The sequence below is a fragment of the Staphylococcus sp. TE8 genome, assembly GCF_000692055.1.
GTDB lineage: Bacteria > Bacillota > Bacilli > Staphylococcales > Staphylococcaceae > Staphylococcus > Staphylococcus capitis.
Genome location: NZ_JMGB01000002.1, coordinates 181207 through 199387 on the forward strand (window position 1 = coordinate 181207; position 18181 = coordinate 199387).

Annotated in this window: 16 protein-coding genes; 6 read left to right on the forward strand and 10 right to left on the reverse strand. The window is 31.7% G+C overall.

The genetic code is table 11. From position 1 onward, the window contains the following. Nucleotides 1-10: 10 nt before the first annotated feature. From CM54_RS07325 to efeO, 3 genes are read right to left on the reverse strand one after another with little or no spacing between them, the layout of a single operon-like run. Nucleotides 11-1729 carry an FTR1 family iron permease gene (locus tag CM54_RS07325; protein WP_037550212.1) on the reverse strand — a complete coding sequence of 573 codons (1719 nt, stop codon included), beginning with the start codon at nucleotides 1727-1729 and terminating at the stop codon, nucleotides 11-13. Continuing rightward, nucleotides 1710-2936, reverse strand: coding sequence for an iron uptake transporter deferrochelatase/peroxidase subunit (efeB, locus tag CM54_RS07330; protein ID WP_037550215.1), 1227 nt, complete (start codon nucleotides 2934-2936; stop codon nucleotides 1710-1712). The genes CM54_RS07325 and efeB overlap by 20 nt, the downstream gene beginning before the upstream one ends. Beyond that, on the reverse strand, nucleotides 2933-3787 hold the full coding sequence (gene efeO, locus CM54_RS07335) for an iron uptake system protein EfeO (RefSeq protein WP_037550218.1): 855 nt from the start codon (nucleotides 3785-3787) through the stop codon (nucleotides 2933-2935). Before efeO ends, efeB begins: the two co-directional genes overlap by 4 nt. Nucleotides 3788-4094: 307 nt before the next feature. On the opposite strand from efeO, the gene CM54_RS07340 reads away from it, so the two are divergent. Then, nucleotides 4095-5093: an acrylyl-CoA reductase family protein gene (locus CM54_RS07340; RefSeq protein ID WP_037550221.1), complete on the forward strand. Its 999-nt coding sequence runs from the start codon at nucleotides 4095-4097 to the stop codon at nucleotides 5091-5093. Nucleotides 5094-5148: 55 nt separating this feature from the next. On the opposite strand, the gene CM54_RS07345 is transcribed toward CM54_RS07340, so the two are convergent. The 6 genes from CM54_RS07345 to CM54_RS07370 all read right to left on the reverse strand — a co-directional run bounded on the left by CM54_RS07345 (nucleotide 5149) and on the right by CM54_RS07370 (nucleotide 10719). Then, nucleotides 5149-5550 (reverse strand): GNAT family N-acetyltransferase, encoded by a 402-nt coding sequence (locus tag CM54_RS07345; protein WP_037550224.1) that lies wholly within the window; start codon nucleotides 5548-5550, stop codon nucleotides 5149-5151. Nucleotides 5551-5574: 24 nt separating this feature from the next. Next, nucleotides 5575-6609, reverse strand: coding sequence for an NAD(P)/FAD-dependent oxidoreductase (locus CM54_RS07350; RefSeq protein ID WP_037550227.1), 1035 nt, complete (start codon nucleotides 6607-6609; stop codon nucleotides 5575-5577). 164 nt (nucleotides 6610-6773) lie between these two features. Further along, entirely contained in the window at nucleotides 6774-7190 is a 417-nt protein-coding gene (locus CM54_RS07355; RefSeq protein ID WP_002432207.1) for a DUF2871 domain-containing protein, read from the reverse strand. A gap of 133 nt (nucleotides 7191-7323) precedes the next feature. Beyond that, nucleotides 7324-7920, reverse strand: a complete 597-nt coding sequence (locus CM54_RS07360) for a YcnI family protein (protein ID WP_037550230.1) — start codon at nucleotides 7918-7920, stop codon at nucleotides 7324-7326. 11 nt (nucleotides 7921-7931) lie between these two features. Further along, nucleotides 7932-9182 carry a copper resistance CopC/CopD family protein gene (locus CM54_RS07365; RefSeq protein ID WP_037550245.1) on the reverse strand — a complete coding sequence of 417 codons (1251 nt, stop codon included), beginning with the start codon at nucleotides 9180-9182 and terminating at the stop codon, nucleotides 7932-7934. Nucleotides 9183-9429: 247 nt separating this feature from the next. Next, on the reverse strand, nucleotides 9430-10719 hold the full coding sequence (locus CM54_RS07370; RefSeq protein WP_037550248.1) for a YhgE/Pip domain-containing protein: 1290 nt from the start codon (nucleotides 10717-10719) through the stop codon (nucleotides 9430-9432). Between the two features lie 162 nt (nucleotides 10720-10881). Here CM54_RS07370 and CM54_RS07375 point away from each other — a divergent pair, with 162 nt between their 5' ends. Continuing rightward, nucleotides 10882-11493: a TetR/AcrR family transcriptional regulator gene (locus CM54_RS07375; protein WP_037550251.1), complete on the forward strand. Its 612-nt coding sequence runs from the start codon at nucleotides 10882-10884 to the stop codon at nucleotides 11491-11493. A gap of 70 nt (nucleotides 11494-11563) precedes the next feature. Further along, nucleotides 11564-12511, forward strand: coding sequence for a magnesium transporter CorA family protein (locus CM54_RS07380; protein ID WP_002432912.1), 948 nt, complete (start codon nucleotides 11564-11566; stop codon nucleotides 12509-12511). Nucleotides 12512-12573: 62 nt separating this feature from the next. On the opposite strand, the gene CM54_RS07385 is transcribed toward CM54_RS07380, so the two are convergent. Further along, nucleotides 12574-14016, reverse strand: coding sequence for a sucrose-specific PTS transporter subunit IIBC (locus tag CM54_RS07385; RefSeq protein WP_002432683.1), 1443 nt, complete (start codon nucleotides 14014-14016; stop codon nucleotides 12574-12576). A 165-nt stretch (nucleotides 14017-14181) separates the two neighbouring features. Here CM54_RS07385 and CM54_RS07390 point away from each other — a divergent pair, with 165 nt between their 5' ends. The 3 genes from CM54_RS07390 (at nucleotide 14182) to CM54_RS07400 (ending at nucleotide 18163) form a co-directional block, all read left to right on the forward strand. Beyond that, a complete protein-coding gene (locus tag CM54_RS07390; RefSeq protein WP_023351217.1) occupies nucleotides 14182-14565 on the forward strand; it encodes a UV damage endonuclease UvsE in 384 nt (127 codons plus the stop codon). Nucleotides 14566-15566: 1001 nt separating this feature from the next. Next, nucleotides 15567-17672 carry an AraC family transcriptional regulator Rsp gene (gene rsp, locus CM54_RS07395; RefSeq protein WP_037550254.1) on the forward strand — a complete coding sequence of 702 codons (2106 nt, stop codon included), beginning with the start codon at nucleotides 15567-15569 and terminating at the stop codon, nucleotides 17670-17672. A 62-nt stretch (nucleotides 17673-17734) separates the two neighbouring features. Beyond that, complete coding sequence (locus tag CM54_RS07400; RefSeq protein ID WP_443027719.1) at nucleotides 17735-18163, forward strand: pyridoxamine 5'-phosphate oxidase family protein; 429 nt, start codon at nucleotides 17735-17737, stop codon at nucleotides 18161-18163. The last annotated feature ends 18 nt before the right edge of the window (nucleotides 18164-18181 follow it).

Below are 18181 nucleotides of genomic sequence, written 5' to 3' on the forward strand. Positions count from 1 at the left end.
TGATTTTTCTTTATTGTTGATTCTTTTTACGTTGTTTAAATACAAATAATAGTATTAAAATAACTAAAATGATTTGAGCTACTATTGTTTCGACACTAGGATAGAAACCAATCCAACTCACTGTAGGCAAACCTTCGATACTATGTTGAGGTATCCAACCTAGTAATTGAGCTTTTTGGATACTTACACCTAACATTTTAAATGTCATAATGAAGATTAGTATTGAAAGCACTCGAAATATATAGTGAACTGGAATTAACTTGACAATAAATCTAAATAGTAAAGCGAAGATGATTAAAATTACAATCGCTATTACTATTCCTATTATAAAGTCTTGCGTTTTAATACTACCAATCATACCCATATAGAATATGATAACTTCAACACCTTCACGAAGTACTGATATCAAGCCGATTGTTCCCAATAAAACAAGGTTACCGTTACTAATTGCATTTTGGTACATCGACTGAATCATTTCATTCCAACGTTTTGCACTTGATCGATTATGCATCCACACACCAACCACATACATTAAAATAACGGCTACGATACCAAGTACCGCTTCCATACCCTCACGAATAATACCATTATTGCCAATTGTTGAAATCAAAACAACTGCTAACGCTATACTTAATACTAATCCTAAGAGTGCACCACCTATCACACTAGATGTACCTTTATGGTCTTTCACCTTGCGGGTCATGGTTGTTAAGGTCATGACGATTAATAGTACTTCTAAGCCTTCACGTAAGAAGATTACCATTACATCAACGAAAGTATAATCTCCTGTTCCAACCGTATCTTTAATATCATTATTGATCTCTTTTAAACCGTCTTTGACACGCTCTTTGTTGCTGTCATCTAAAATACTTTGATAATAAGGTATTTTATCTTCAATAGTTGTATATAAGCTACTATTCTTAGTTTGAATTTTACCTTCGACATATGGCCAAATTTGAATAAATTTAGATAAAGCCGCATCCGTTTGTTTTAAATCATTTTTATTGATACCAGTTATCGCCTTATCTAACTCATCATTTAATTGTGTCACTTTGTACTTACCATTTTCTTCTGATGATTGTTTTTGGTCCACAGTATCTATACTTGATTTGAACGTATCCCAAGCGTTCTTAACTTTCTTTGGATCTAATGGTTCCTTTTGTATGGCTACACGAAGTTGCATTAAATTCACTTCAATCGTGCCATATTTCCCTTCATCGTAATTACGAATGACAGTTTCATGACTAGTCCAAATTTGGTTCAAACTATTATTAATGGATTCGAGTTCTGAGCGATTTTTATTTTTAATCGCTTTTTGAATAGGTTCATCTTTGGCGTCTACTGCTTGCTTTAATTCTTTAATTTGACCTGATGCATCTTTAGAACTTTGTGTATTTTCATATGTAATTAATGCTTTAGTTAAGTCTGATAACTTATCAGCTTGGTCATCTGAAGTTTTAGCACTTTCAACTTCCTTCAGTTTATTCTTGACTGCTTTACCTTCTTTATTATCTTTTACTTTTAAAGCATTAATTTCTTTTCTAACTTGCTTGATAGCTTTTTTCTTATCGCTATCCTTTTTTGAATTATCACTAATCGTTGATTTAGCATCCGTAATTGAAACATATGCTTCACTCATTGAGGCATTTTCAGCATGTACTGGTGCTATTTTAAATAAACTTAATATTAGAATTAAGACGATAAGTATCTTAATCGAATAGTGTTTCACCGAGGTATCCTCCCTTTTTCACACCAGGTAATACGATAAATGTTGCGGAGGCACGATGTGTAATGTATTCATTTAATTTATCTTTATGACCTAAATGGTTTTGAATATCAATAAATTGTTGAGTCGCCTTTTGGAAACTAATAAATAATAACCCTGTTTCTAAAGCTCCAGTTTTGTCATTTGTTCCTGCAGTGTAGTTATAAGCACGACGTTTAATGGACGTCTTCGCTTCATGCGCTAAACGTGCATGAGCATCTGCAGGAATTACATACTCTCCACTACTATCCTTTGCACCGAGATCCATTTCATCAAATTCTTTCTTACCAGTTAGCGGAGCACCAGAGATTCGTTTACGTCCAAACGTCGCTTCTTGTTCTTCGAGTGCAGTGCGGTCCCATGTTTCAATATGAATCTGTATGCGTCGAATAATACAATATGTACCATTTTTAGCCCAACCGTCATCAATAAATACATAATCCTTGTACTCGTCAGTATGGCGAGGGTTAACAGTCCCATCTTTAAATGCCATTAAGTTACGTGGCGTTTCATGAAGTTGTCCTGAAACAAAACCTGTTTGAGACCATTTAACTTGTACAATATCTCTAAATGGTCTTATTAAGTTATGGATAGCATGGAAAGTAACTTGATCATCCATTGAACATGCTTGAATCATGATATCTCCATCACTAAAATCATCCGATAATTGATCATTAGGGAAATGTGGTAAATCTTTATAATCTTTCGGTATCTTGTCTTTCATACCAATCTTTTTCAAGAAAGATTTACTTACTCCGAACGTAAGCGTTAATTTACTCGCACTTAAGCCAATTGCTTCACCAGTATCAACAGGTGGTAATAATGGGTTACTACTCTCTTTACCGACAGAATCTCCGTCCGTCATCTGCGCTGCCATTTTCGTCCACTGTTTGAACATATCTTTGATTGCAGCTTTATCTTTCGATTTTAAATCTAAAGCTACAAAGTTAATTGAACGTTGTGTGGGTGTAGTAATACCAGCTTGAACTTTGCCATAAAACTCATATGCATCTTTCTCTTCATCTTCTGGTGTATCAAACATTGATTTAAAAGAGAATATACTTCCTACTCCACTTGCACCAATGACTACACCAGCGCCACCTATGCCTAACATTTTTAAAAATGATCGGCGTGACATTTGTGATGATTGGTCTTTGTCTATTTTACTCATTCTGTAACCACAGCCATCTTACTTAATGGTTCACCTAAAGCATTTACAGCATCAGCCAATGCTTTTCTATCTTTCTTAGTTACATCATTATAAGATTTATAACCATCACCGTCTTTATATTTATCAAGTAATTTATTTACCTTGTCAAAGTTCTTTTGAATATTTGAACTTAACTTTTTATCTTTTTTCTCTAGAGTAGGTTTAAATAACTCATATATTTTTTGCGCGCCTTCAATATTAGCTTTAAAGTCGTATAAATCAGTATGAGAATAAATTTCTTCTTCACCTGTAATTTTAGATGTTGAAACTTCATTTAATAAGTCTACTGATCCTTGAAGCATTAATTTAGGTGTAATATCTAACGTATCAGCTTTTGCATGTAATTCTTTAGCATCTTTTAACAATTGACCAGCATCCTTTTTAGTTGTACTGTCAATTTTATTATCTTGATAAAGTTGTTTTTCAATTTTATGATATCCAGTCCATTGATCTTCTTTTTTTTCTTCTTTCATATCTGCTAAACGAGCGTCAATCTTAGGATCTAAATCACCGAAAGCCTCGGCAACTGGTTCTGAACGTTCATAATACATACGTACCTTAGGATATAATTCTTTAGCCTTTTGCATATTGTTATCTTTAATTGCATCAACGAATTGTTGCGTACCTTTTAAGAATTGATCGAGTTGCTTATCTGTGTACTTTTCATACTTCTTAGTAGCTTCATTTAATTCCTTTTTATTACCACCACTACTATTATTTGTTGAACTTGAACTATCTTTACTATTATTGTCGTTTCCACATGCTGCTAACATTAACGTTGATGCTAATAAAATAACCGGTAACTTTTTCATTACTTCACCTCATAGATTGATAAATAAATGATTAACCTATTGTGACTCACATCGAGTTGGAGTTAAAGTTCTCAATTGATAATCATTATCAAGAATATTATATTCGTGGGTGATATTTGTTTCAATAACAACTCTTTTGATTTTTTATCTAAAAATCCTTTTAAATTTTAAAGAAATTAGGAGACATTTATGTGTTATTTATTTTTAAAAATAAAATGACTAGGTAAACTATGAATAAGGGAATTTAGAGTTGACGATTACTATAATTTTTAGAATTTAAAAAGATACTTATAGGAGTGGCTATACTATGGTAGAAAAGTTTCAAGCATTTATAGTTGATCAAGACGACAAAGGTAACGTTTCTCATGATTTTAAAAAGATAAGTAAAGAGGATTTACCTGAAGGTGACGTTCTCATTAAGGTTCACTATTCTGGAATTAATTATAAAGACGCTTTGGCTACACAAGATGACAATGCAATTGTAAAAAGTTATCCTATGGTGCCTGGTATTGATTTGGCTGGTACTATTGAAGAAACGAATGCACCTGGATTAGAAGTTGGAGATGAAGTCATTGTTACAAGCTATGACTTAGGTGTAAGTCATTATGGTGGTTTCAGTGAATACGCACGTGTGAAATCAGAATGGGTTATTAACTTACCAGAGGGACTTACTCTTGAAGAAGCTATGATTTATGGAACTGCTGGATATACAGCTGGCTTAGCTATTGAAAAATTAGAAAAAGCTGGCATGACTATTGAAGGAAAAGAAGTTTTAGTAAGAGGAGCAACAGGTGGCGTTGGCACACTTGCTATGCTTATGTTAGATAATCTGGGATATGACGTGATAGCTAGTACCGGACGAAAGAATGTTGACGCTGATTTAAAAGAACTTGGTGCTACTGAAGTAATCAATCGCCTACCAGATAATGATGAAAAAGCATTGGCATCACGCACTTGGCAAGCAGCCATTGACCCTGTCGGTGGTCAAAATTTACCTTATATTGTTAAACGTTTAGATAATAATGGCAGTGTAGCAGTAATTGGTATGACTGGTGGCAATGAGTTTGAAAGTTCGATTTTCCCATTTATCTTAAGAGGTGTAAGTATTATTGGCATTGATTCAGTTTTCACACCAATCAAGTTACGTCGTCGTGTATGGAGAAGATTAGCAAGAGATTTAAAACCAAATCAACTTCATGATATTAAGCATGTCATTTCTTTTGATGAACTTCCTCAAGCTATTGATAAAGTGATTAACCATGAAAATACTGGTCGCATTATAATAGATTTTAATGCTTCAAAATAATTAATATAAGAAAAAGAGCGCGAGTACACCTCATAGTCTACTCGCGCTCAAATCTTTAATACTTGATATACATTCCTTTTGAATGTGGCTCGGTACTTATGAACCCAAACTTTTCATAAAGTTTATCAGCTGGATAATCTGCCATTAAACTTATATATGTTCCTTTTTCAGCCACTCGATCAATATACTTCATAATTTCTTCCATTATAGTACGCCCATGTCCCAAACCTTGGTATTCTTTATTTACTGCGATATCTACAATCTGAAAAGCAGTACCACCATCAACTTTAACACGCCCCATACCAATGAGCTTATTGTCATCATAAATTGTGACATTAAAACAAGCATTGGGTAACCCCTTTTCAGCAGCTTCAATTGACTTAGGACTCATACCAGCGTTGAGTCTTAAATCACAGTATTCTTGAACTTTAGGGGCTTCAAAATTAATTTCTACCATCACTATGCTATCCTTTCAATAAACTTAGTATAGATATTGGTTCACAATATCTTTGTTTGATTCCTTAAAGATATCGTTATGACTTGATACATAACCTTCAGTTGCTGCATGAGGTTCGATGTACGTCTTAGCTAAATTAGCAGCATTACCAGCATCACTGAATGCGCTCGCAATTAAATGTACTTTAGCATCATGGTGCACGATATCGCCACATGCGTAAATACCCTCTACACTAGTAGTCGTATTCCCAAAGCCTTTAACTCGGTATTCATCATAAAGTTCAAATTGTGATGTACAATCTTTGAGTAATGGATTCTCATGATCAAAGCCATGACTAATTATGACTTCATCAAAAGCTTGATTTTCGATTTTACCGCTCTCAACATTCTCCAGTTTCACTTGATGAATACGTGTATCATTGTCATTTCCAATAAGTTGTTTAATTTTAGTGTTTGGCAGTAATTGTACACCAAGTTCTTTTAGAATCCCATTCATAGCTTCATAACCACTTGTTTCTGATTTTCGATAAATCATCGTTACGCTTTTGGCAATTTTCGCAATATCTCGCGCCCAATCTAATGCAGTATTTCCTCCGCCAGAAATAAGGACATCTTTATCTCTAAATTTTGAAAATGACTGAACGACATAGTGAAGATTTGTAAGTTGATAACGTTCTGCACCTTTAATATCAAGAGGTTTTGGATTAATGATTCCTCCTCCAATAGCGAAAATAACTGCTTTGGATTCATAAATGTGCCCTTCACTTGTTTCAATTTCAAAATGTCTTTCTGAAACTTTACGTATATCAGTAACACGTTCATTTAAATTTACTTTAGGATTAAAATGTAAACCTTGTTCAATCATATCTTCTATAATCTGGTAGCACGGTTTAGGTGCAACACCACCAATGTCCCAAATAATTTTCTCCGGATAAATTTGCATTTTACCACCTAACTTATCTTGCACATCAATGATTCTAACTGACATCCCTCTCAACCCAGAGTAGAAACTTGCAAACAAGCCAGCTGGACCGCCACCTATAATCGTAACGTCTTCCATATTGCTTCCTCCTATAATATGTAAAGCATATTAATTAATTCCCAGTGATAATTATTATCATTTATTTCATCAATATTATACTATATGTGAAATGCGTATTGAAGATATTCATATTAGCACTACATAAAAAAACTCGTGAGTCATTAAAAACTCACGAGTTAAAATTAATCCTTAGGTTCAGTAATAATTGCTTGTCTAAGTAAAAAGAATAATAATAACAGTCCTGCTAGCATTCCCGTATGACCTATACCAGCAAAGCCTGCTAAAGCTTCTGGTGAATATTTTGCACCAATCACTTGTAAAGTACCTTTATAAGTCATCATGCCTATTGTCACTATGACACCTAAATGATAGACGATAAAGAACCAATTAAATAAATAATAACTACTTAATTTAAATACCTTTTCAAGTGGTAATAAAAGTAAGAACATAAACATTCCGAGTATAAGTGTATGAGTATGTACTAATGCTAATTGTGTATCACCCGTAAAATGATGCGCTTTAGTTAATTCTCTGTAATAGAAACCACTTAATAGTCCTATAATCATATAGAATAAAAAAGAATATAGTAATCTACGCATGATGAATCCTCCCTCACGGTTATATTATAGAACATATTACTAAATATTAAAGTGACAAAATCACGAAGAATATAGATGATTACAAAAAATTCCTAAAAAGATAAAGTAAACTTTTTAGGAATTTTTGAGCTCTTTATTTTTTATTGCGTGCATGTTTAAATAGAGCAACTAATGAAATAATTATTGCAAAGATGGACACAATCCATAAAGCGATTGAGCCTCCACCATTTGAAGTAGATGCTTCAGATTTATTACCATTTGAACTTGCACCTTTTTTCACAGTAGTAGTTGGAGCAGGATGTTCGCTATTTTCTTTACCAGTCCATTTTACAACATCACCGTTATCATACGTTTGATATGCTTTCCATTTAAATGTGCCCTCATCTTCAGGATTAGCTGCTACAATCGGAAATTCTATAAACTCGTTAGGTCCTATTCCTTTACCAGTAGCTTTCCATGTAATTTTTGTGATATTGCCTTTCTTATCTTTTTTAAATTGATGTTTAAATCCTTCAACAGGTGCAACGTTTGCTACGTTGACACCTTTAGGGACATTCAATTCAACTTTGACAGTGTTATTATCTTGCTCAACTGGAACCCTCACATCATATTTGTCATAAGATCCTGGTTCACTTTGGTTGGGATTTAGTGTCACGTGCGCATCGGCGTATTTAAAACATCCAATCGCAAAAAATAAAACAATTGTCATTGATATCAATTTGCGTAACATGATTTTCCTCCTCAACTTGGGATATTAATTTGACTCATCATCACACCGGCAAAAATTAAAATAATGCCGATAATAAGTTCTGTAAATAGAGTTACTTTGTTTACATGATTTCTTTTACCTAAAGCACGGTATGTTTGGTAAAATCCTAAAATCATCATGATTAATGTACCAATCACTTTAATAATGATAAATACTGTCCAAGCTTGTATATTATTCCATATAGCTAAGACATTCGTTTCATCAATAGCCATCAGGACACCAGAAATTATCAATATAGCTACCGCTGTAATATTCGTTTTCAAAAGCATATGTCTAACATTTGTTAATTGATTGCCACGTCCATTTTTAGCGTAACAAATCAGATAGACTAACACGCCTAACCATAGTGTCATTCCTGCTAAATGTAGCGTTCTAATTACTATAGACCAAAGTGGCACATGTTGTGACCACGCATGACCAGACATTGCTATAGCTAATATCATTGCAAACGACACAAGCCAGTACCATAATTTTTCCATATCTTTAAGAACCATTAATATAAATAATACAATAAGCGCAATTGAACTAATGATATATGGAAATTGCATAATGACGTTAGCTTTAAAAGATAAAATATCGTTTAACACATCTGATGTGAGTGTCATCATATAAACGAGTATCGACATAAGAATCGACATCCCCATTATCCATGCGACACCGACCTGTTTAGGTAATATGTTAAATTGCTTTAATCCTCGACGTTTAGCAATACCATTCATCCAGAACAAGCCAACTAAAATAATCGTTGCACCTTCTGTAAGGTATCTAAATATACCAAACCAAAAGCTTGGTTGTTCATAAAAAGAATCAGAGGTATCAACATTTTTAGCAGTCACCTTGCCTACTGAAAACTCAAATTTATTACTCACTTCATGACCATCTGCTGAAATCGCATGCCATTCAACTGTATTTGTCCCTTTAGCAATTTGATCTCCAGGAAATTCTAAAGTTTTTGACCATCCTGAAGTTGTAGGTTTAACTTCACTTATTTTTTTACCTTTATCATTATATAAAGTTATATTTGAATACTTTGCATTGACTGGCTCATTATATTCCAGCTGTATGTCTTCTGGTTTATCTTTAACAACTCCTCTATCTTGCGGTGTTGTTTTTTCTAAAGTTGCATGTGCAGAAGCTTGTTGCTGAAAGGCTGGAACCAATGTCATTAATATTATAACTATCAATGCAATCATGTACTTTGTCATTCTACTATGTACTAACATTGAAACCTCCCCATATATGTGCTTTTAAATTTTGCCCTGTTCCCAATAATATAGCTTACATTTCCACTTAACAATAACAATTCTAATTTTTCACTATTTCGACAAAAAAGAAGACAAGTAAGAAACCTTATCCTCTAACGTCTCTTAAACTTGTCTTTTAAAATTATACTTCTGGAAGCAACTCTTCTTTATCAACTACTAAATAAACAACGTTAGCTCATTATAAACTAACGCTGTTTAATTCATATTATGAAGGTATTTCAGTACGTTTAGTACTATGTTTTCTAACTATTGCTGCGATTAAACTTGAAATGATACCGAAAATCATAAAGCCAATTAGCATCCAAACTGTACTGTTTAACTCAATTGCTTTATTCATATAAATAAGCTCTTTGAGTGTAGTAGTGTAGTGTGTAAATGGATTCCATCCATAAGCCCATTTTTGATATCCTTCTGGAAGCATTTGTTTTGGTAAAGTAACCATTTGCATACTGAAGAACATGAGTAAGATGAAGATAGGTAGAGATTTCATACCTAACCAAACCATAATTCCTAGTATTAATCCAACAAATCCCATTATTGCTAGAGCAATGAACAAAGCAACTCTATTAGGATGATCGAAATGGAATCCTAATACACCTTTCATAAAGTACACATATGCAAAGCTGCCTAGGAAAGCTGCAAGTACTGCAGTTACCATTTGTCCTACAGATGCAATAATTCTATGTTGTATCGCAAAGTTATTACTAGTTCTAAACGCATAGAATAATAACACTGAAGTAATCATTGAGCCCATCCAAACTGGCATAAACATTAAGAATGGTGCATTACCGCCACCTTGATGATCTTTAACTTTATTTACTTTGTGATCATCAACTTTAACTGGATTAGTAATGCCTTGGATATCTTTAGGACTTACATCTACGTTCTGTTTTTGAAGTGTAGATAAACTTTGTTTAGTAATTTGTTTAGTAATTTGTTTATTTAAGTTTTGTCCGACACCTGATAGTACATTTGTAACAATGTTTGATGCTTGTAAATTTGAACCTTGGCTTACAATCGTTTTAAGTTTTGCTTGTTTTACATCAACACTTTGATTACCCATTTTTTCTTTCATTTTTTGAGCTTGTTGTGCTGGAATTTCACCAGATTCAACTTTTTCTTTCATCTCTGACTTTTTACTATCCATAACAACTTTTTGAGTTTTACTCATTGCATTTTTTGAAAAGTCTTTTTCAAATACAACTGCCCCATAATATTTCTCATTATCGAATCCTTTTTTCAAATCAGATTCTTTATCAACTTTAACCCATTTAATTTTATCTGAATCACTATCTAATAATTTATCTTCTATTTTCTTACCAATATCAACTTTATTACTTTGAATAGTTGTACCTTCATCATTATTGACGATGGCAATTGGTAAATCTTTAGGTTTTGGATTAAATGCTGGATAAAATGCTAGTGAAAAAATAACTAAGATTAAAATCGCAGCAATTGGTGCTAACCATAATAATTTGCTTTTAAAGATATTCATGAATTGACCTCCTTTTTTTATTGAACAATGTGTTGAATATTTTTTACGTTGTCTATTATAATAGGTAAGAACAATTTAACAATAATCAATTTAATAAAATACGTCTGTTATTGAACACTTTGTTGTAAATTGTCTATTAAATCATTGGGAGGTTATATTTAATTGAAAGAAGATAGGCGAATAAGAAAGACAAAATCTTCCATTAAGCAGGCATTTACAACATTATTACAATACAAAGAGCTCGATAAAATTACGATTAGAGATATTACAACTGAAGCTGATGTGAATAGAGGAACCTTCTATTTACATTATGAAGATAAATATATGTTGCTTTCAGATATGGAAGATGAGTGTATTTCAGAGCTAGCTCATCTAACGGATTTTAATCAAATAGATGGGGACACTGTTGAAGCTATTTCAGAACTCTTTATAGATAGAGTTCTTACTAAAATCCTTCAACATATAGATGATAATTTAGATTTTTATCAAATCATTCTACAGTTAGATCGTCGAAGTAAACTTGAAGAGAAAATAAGTTTATTAATTAAACAAAATATGAATCGATATATGAGTATTAATCATGAAATAGATGGTATACCAGAGATGTATTTTCATAGCTATGTCGCAGGCGCTACAATAAATACTATTAAATATTGGGTTTTAGACCGAAATCGTATTTCAGTTGATGAATTAACACATCATATTTATAAAATTGTTTATAATGGACCATTACGAATTATGGCAGAATATAAATATAAAATGAATCATGCCTAACTTAATCGTTCAAATACTATCTAACTGTTAATCAAATTGAATATAGAAGACTTTGAAAGGAATTATAGTTATGATTACTGCTTATAAACATGAAAGTATAAATTCAAATGAAATCATTGAAACTAAAGTGGATCATAGCGCGTCTTGGATTAACGTTGTTGAACCTGAACGTGAAGAAATTGAAGAATTAATGGAATTCTACAACATTCCAGAGGACTTTATCCGTGACCCATTAGATTCTGAAGAAAGTGCACGTATAGAATATGACGAAGATACTGGCTATTCACTCATTATTATCGACTTACCTATTGTCAACTCTACAAACCGTCGCGTACTTTCGTTTGTTACTATTCCACTAGGTATCATTATAGGTAATGGCATTATCATGACCGTTTGTGATGCCGAAAATGAATTTCTTGAAAATTTTGCAAGACAAGATGATATTAATTTAAAATTTCATAGTCGCTTTGCACTTGAAATTTTATTAACAATTGCAAATCACTATAATAGAAATTTAAGATTATTAAATAAATCGCGAATTCGTATCGAGAAAGATTTAAAGAATAACATTACTAACAAACAATTATTTAAACTTATGGAAGTTGAAAAAAGCTTAGTTTATTTCTTAGCGGCATTAAAAGGTAATGATACAATTATTAAAAAACTATTTCGTTTACCTGCAATCAAACGTTTTGAAGAAGATGAAGAATTACTTGAAGACTTAGTAATCGAAAATAATCAAGCTATTGAAACAACCGAATTACATCAACGTATCCTTGAAAGTATTACAACATCCTATGCTTCATTATTATCTAACGACATGAATACAATAATGAAGACATTAACACTGTTTACTGTACTACTTACTCTTCCTACGCTCGTGTTTAGTTTCTTCGGTATGAACGTACCATTACCTATAGACGACCATAGTTATGTCTCATGGGTAATCGTTGTAGGTATATCATTGATACTTGTCGCAATAGTGAGTATCTATTTATGGCGTAAACAAAAGCTTTAAATCATATTTTATTTAAAAAGTCCCACTTGAATTTGATTTTAAATTCAAGCGGGACTTTTTAATTATTTAGCTGCAGCTTTATAGGTCTTTCTTTTCGATAAAACAAATGTAACAACGATTGACACAATAAAGGCAATCATCATACCTATGAGATAGTGTAACCAACCTGCATGCGCTGGATTAATAGATATAAATCCTGGTAAACCTGCAGTACCCAGTGCAATAGCTTTCACTTTGAAAAATGAAATATAAGCTGAACCTAATCCAGATCCCACAACAGCACCTATAAATGGATATCTTAATTTAAGATTGACACCAAACATCGCTGGTTCCGTAATACCTAATAATGCAGAAATTCCAGCTGCAGATGCCACACCTTTTAGTTTTTTATTATGTTTAATTATAAAGAATGCTGCAATGGCTGCACCACCTTGAGCAACATTAGACATAGTAGCAATTGGAAAGATGAACGAACCTCCCGTTTTAGTGGCGTCAGCAATCAAGGTCGTTTCAACTGCGATGAAGCTATGATGCATGCCAGTAATTACAATTGGTGCATAAAGTAAGCCGAATATGAGGCCTCCTATAGCCCCACCAAAATCATACAACCAAGTTAGTCCATCTGATAACCAATATCCTAATTGACGTGTAATAGGTCCAACGAATAAAAATGTGATAAAAGCTGTAACAAATATAGATAACAATGGTGTCAGTAAATTATCCAAAACAGTCGGTATCACTTTACGTAGCCACTTTTCAATTGTAGCTAAAATATACGCAGCAACTAACATGGGAAGCACTTGTCCTTGATAGCCCACCTGATTAATATGTAATCCAAAAATATCCCAATGGGGAATAGCTTTCCCTGCTTCCACTGCTTTAGGAAAATCATAAGCGCTCATTAAACTAGGATGAACTAATATCATGCCTAGTGCGGCACCTAAGAAAGGATTACCCCCAAAACGTTTAGCTGCACTAAATCCTATTAAAATAGGAAGTAAAGTAAATGGTGCATTTGCAAAGACGTTTATCATTTCAGCCAAGCCAGCAAATTGACTGTGAACATCAATGAATGATTGTCCTTTATAGAACAAATCTTTGGCAGTTAGAATGTTATTCAATCCCATCAATAAACCACCAGCTACAATTGCTGGAATAATAGGAACAAATATATCAGACAACATTTTCACAAATTTTTGTAAAGGATTCATATTTTTAGTCGACTTATCTTTAACATCTGATGTCGTTGATGCCTCTTTGCCAGTAATTTTCTCTAATTCATTAAATACTTTGTTAACAGTCCCAGATCCAATAATGATTTGATACTGTCCCCCAGTTGAGAAAGTTCCCTTTACTACATCCATATTATTTAGCGTTTCTTCATCTACTTTGCTTTCATCATTAAGAACTAATCTTAATCTTGTAGCACAATGTGCAATAGCATCAAGGTTTTCTTCCCCACCTATTGCTTGTAATATATCTTCAGCAGATTTCTTATAGCTCATTAAATAAGCCTCCTTATTTAGAAACCGGTTCCATTTATTTAACTTTATTGTAACCGGTTCCAAACTTTTACGCAATAGCTCATCAATCGTTTATTAGTAATCATATTAATTTAGAAACTTAACTTCTGGGTAACCTTAATAATATAAGATGAGGTGAATAATTTAATGAAAGAACGTGGAAAAATAGAAAAGCTTTGGCGAGAAGAGAAATATCGCGTATTACTACATGATCAAAATGCCTATAACAAAATTAGAGCACTGCTAAAAGAATCACCCTCTCTTGAGGAAGTACAATTTCAAATTAATGAAGCAATTAATCATTCTCCAACAACTGGCTCAATTATTAATGCCTATGAACACATGTGGGGTTATTTTAAAAATATAGCAACTGATAATGAAAAACATAAGGCATTGATGTTAAAGGATGACTTTATGAATCATCAAATTGAATTGGACGCCCTACTAAGTTATTTGAGTCAACTTGCTAATAAGTATGACATTAAATACCTTCAAGAAAGTACAATACTAAATAAAAAAAGACCTAGGTGAAAACACCTAAGTCTTTCGCAATAATGTACGTGTTATATTATTTCTAAAAAGAGTAATTGTCAAAGTTGTTTCACACTGTAATAGCATTAAGGCTTGTTAATAAAACACTAATGGAATATCTTGCCTTATAGCTATGTCATTCGAATAATTAAAACATTAAGCTGATAATTAATAAAATATAAAACTTTACCATGACACTACACGAAATATATTTCTTTAATTTAATAGTACTTCGGGGGAGAGTAATTTTAATTAAAAATTTTCTAATTGTTGCTACTAAACAATTGTTGTTGATCGATTATACTTTAATGTGCATAGATGTTGATTCCTGTTGTTGAAATAGTAAGTATTTCATGTGTTTCAATAATTTGTCTTAACATTAATTAGTCTTGATGTTGATTCCTGATGTTTGAGAAGAATGAATTTTATTCTTGTTGATCTTATTCTTCGATGTTATGCATTCTTCTTATTCCATGGTGTCATTTCTTTCTAGATGACTTAACTTGAGTTGGTTGATGAATAAGTTTCGAGAAAATTATTAAGTATAACTGAATTTTTCTAGTTGTTTATTCTATTAGTATAGTTAAACAATTAAATAATAGAAAATGTGTGCTATTCTTTGTTGTCTCTCTCTTTATGCTGTTGATTCTTGATGTATTAACATACATAGTACATTTATTGCTACGATTTCCATCCAAAAATTAATTCACTATAAAATTAATCGCAAATCGTCTAAAAATTTACATTAACTTCTTTTTAGAATTTCAATTGGGTCGAAATCTATATTTATTATGTACTAAAAAATTCGTTTGCACTCTATCCAAAATTTTCAAAATAAGAACTCTATATTTCTAAATAATTATTTGTATTGTGTGCTACTTATAATTTTTGATTGGTTGCTTAACTTTACAAGGAAAAATTTTTATATTTCTCTATTACTATTTCAAGACGAATCGATTATAATAACATTTATTATTCTATAAGGAGCACAGTGCCGAATTATGACATGTCATTTAAATATTTATCAACAGTATCATTCACCCCCAACTCGAAATATCAATCGAATCATTTTAATGTTCTCACTTACAAATCATCTAGAAATTACGATTAATGGTGAAACTAAAGATTTAGATAATCATATTGCTATTATTAATCAAGCTGATATTTTTTATGTAAATCAATCCTCGAACTTGGTTATGCTCTCTATTCCTGTATTTTATTTCTATAGTGAGGATGAAAATTTCTTCAAATGTTATTTTGATCGACATTTACTTCAATCTAGCGGTTTTGTAAAAAATATTATTTTACAATCAATTCATCATTATATGAACGAAGAAGAGCAAGATACTCAAGCTATTTCAAAAATTATTCAGACTTTATTTAAGGAAACAGTGATAAGATACAAGGAAAAATATATCCCTCAAGTTGCTATCAATCATCCAATATTTATCCAAGGACTTAGCTACATTCATTCCAAAGTTTCAGATACGTTATCATTACGCGAAGTTGCAAATTATTGTAATATTTCTGAATCATATTGTTCAAATTTATTTGTTCGCTACTTAAATATGAACTTTAAAGATTACTTTACAAGTTTAAAAGTCATTTATGCCATAAAATTGCTATTATCTACAGATGATTCAATCAATGCGATTTCTGAACGCTCTGGTTTTAGTAGTCATACGAACTTCACTAATCAATTCAAAAATCATCTAGGCTTTAGTCCCAAACAATTCCGTTCTATGATCTCTAAAATTTCATTAAATCCAGTAATGGATTTTAGCCAAACTCATTTTTTAGATTACAAAGATTTAATCAATCAATTTGAATTTAATGATCAATTAGCAACTGAAATTACTGAGATAGATCTTAATCAATTTAATCCTAAAGATCATACCAAAAGCTCTAAAGCATTTATCCGATTTGAAAACTTTAACAAATTATTCCAGTTCGTTTTTAACGAGTACTACGATATCGATTTCTCTTATTTGCCACAACCCGTAGTATTTATCCAAGATATTAACGATATCGCAATTAGTCATATTAACCTTAATTTGTTAAATCGTTGTTTTGAAAAGTTATTCGAAATGGATATCGGTCTAGCAATGCAAATTAATTCTACGCAACAATTTGAAGCAATTAATCAAATCATATTATCATTTTTACAAAGCAATCAAGATTATAAGAATAATAAAAAGCTAGTTAAACTCATGCTTGTTTTTAATTCAGAATATATGACTGTAAACGAAATCCATTTATGCCATTTAAAAATTAAAAATAAAAATCGTGAAATTAGGTATGGTATCACCGTTGAAGGTTTACTTCGTGATTCGCCTTCCATTGATCAAACTTACGATATAATGAAACGTCTTAACTTTGATTACTATTTCATTGACATTGAGAATCTTGAAACTAAAAATTTGTTATTAACCAAACGTAAGACATATCATCATTCATCTACTCATTTTGAAAATTACAAGCAATTTATGCTAGATTCAGGAATTCCAACTACAAATTTTGTATACAATAATTTATCACTTAAGTGTTTTAAGTATACTAATAATGGCACTAATCCATTACAGTTATCAGATTTAGTATGTCACCTTATCGCCCTTATGAGATACGGTGGTGGCATAAGTTATCAACTTATCGACGATCACTCACAATATATAGCTTTATTTAACAATTATGGTAGCCCTTTACCTTTAATGCACATTTATAAAATGGGTGATTCATTTGTCGACGAACCTTTAGAACTTGGGAATAACTATCTAATAAGCCGTAAAGATGGAAATTATCATATCTTATTATTTAATAAAATCAATGATCGTTATTTATCTGATAGTAAACAGAAGTTCATTTTCAAAAATAATTTAAAACAGAATTCACTCATTATTATAAAAACGTTAAATAATGAGCACGGTTCAATCCAAAATCTACTTCCTAAAAGCAAAGAATTATTATATATAGAACGTAATATACTTGAAGAATTAGATAAATGTAATCGCCCTAAAACAGAATTAGCTATTCAAGAAGAAAACAACAAACCATTCCAAATGACTTTGAAGCATGATGAAGTTAAATATATATGTTTTAAACCCATTTAAGTGTTACAAGTGTCTGAGTTTATCATCATCAATGAATGGATATAGTAACTATTAAGGAGATGATGATTTTGGATAAACAAAAAGCAACTCAAGCAATTGAAAAAGTATTAGAAACTTCTAAAGTTGGCGTATTATCAACTGCTTATAATAACAAACCTAATAGTAGATATATGGTTTTCTATAATGATGATTTAACTTTATATACTAAAACTAGTATCAATTCAGTAAAAGTTGATGAAATTGAAGATAATCCACACGCTTACATTCTTTTAGGCTACAATGAGACAACTAATAATAGCTTTGTTGAAATTGATGCTCAAATTGAAATAGTTAAAGATCAGAAAGTCATTGATTGGTTATGGGAAACACAAGATAAGACATTCTTCGATTCTAAACAAGATCCAGAATTGTGCGTCTTAAAAGTAATTCCTAAATCAATTAAATTAATGAATGATGATGAGTTAGATACTCCTATCACAATTGAAATTTAATATTTTAAAAGATACCGG

Bases quoted from the DNA above. Each gene is read 5' to 3' on its own strand.
- efeB (WP_037550215.1), bottom strand. From the start codon at position 2,936: ATGAGTAAAATAGACAAAGACCAATCATCACAAATGTCACGCCGATCA.
- efeO (WP_037550218.1), bottom strand. From the start codon at position 3,787: ATGAAAAAGTTACCGGTTATTTTATTAGCATCAACGTTAATGTTAGCA.
- CM54_RS07340 (WP_037550221.1), top strand. From the start codon at position 4,095: ATGGTAGAAAAGTTTCAAGCATTTATAGTTGATCAAGACGACAAAGGT.
- CM54_RS07345 (WP_037550224.1), bottom strand. From the start codon at position 5,550: ATGGTAGAAATTAATTTTGAAGCCCCTAAAGTTCAAGAATACTGTGAT.
- CM54_RS07350 (WP_037550227.1), bottom strand. From the start codon at position 6,609: ATGGAAGACGTTACGATTATAGGTGGCGGTCCAGCTGGCTTGTTTGCA.
- CM54_RS07355 (WP_002432207.1), bottom strand. From the start codon at position 7,190: ATGCGTAGATTACTATATTCTTTTTTATTCTATATGATTATAGGACTA.
- CM54_RS07360 (WP_037550230.1), bottom strand. From the start codon at position 7,920: ATGTTACGCAAATTGATATCAATGACAATTGTTTTATTTTTTGCGATT.
- CM54_RS07365 (WP_037550245.1), bottom strand. From the start codon at position 9,182: ATGTTAGTACATAGTAGAATGACAAAGTACATGATTGCATTGATAGTT.
- CM54_RS07370 (WP_037550248.1), bottom strand. From the start codon at position 10,719: ATGAATATCTTTAAAAGCAAATTATTATGGTTAGCACCAATTGCTGCG.
- CM54_RS07380 (WP_002432912.1), top strand. From the start codon at position 11,564: ATGATTACTGCTTATAAACATGAAAGTATAAATTCAAATGAAATCATT.
- CM54_RS07385 (WP_002432683.1), bottom strand. From the start codon at position 14,016: ATGAGCTATAAGAAATCTGCTGAAGATATATTACAAGCAATAGGTGGG.
- CM54_RS07390 (WP_023351217.1), top strand. From the start codon at position 14,182: ATGAAAGAACGTGGAAAAATAGAAAAGCTTTGGCGAGAAGAGAAATAT.
- rsp (WP_037550254.1), top strand. From the start codon at position 15,567: ATGACATGTCATTTAAATATTTATCAACAGTATCATTCACCCCCAACT.
- CM54_RS07400 (WP_443027719.1), top strand. From the start codon at position 17,735: ATGATTTTGGATAAACAAAAAGCAACTCAAGCAATTGAAAAAGTATTA.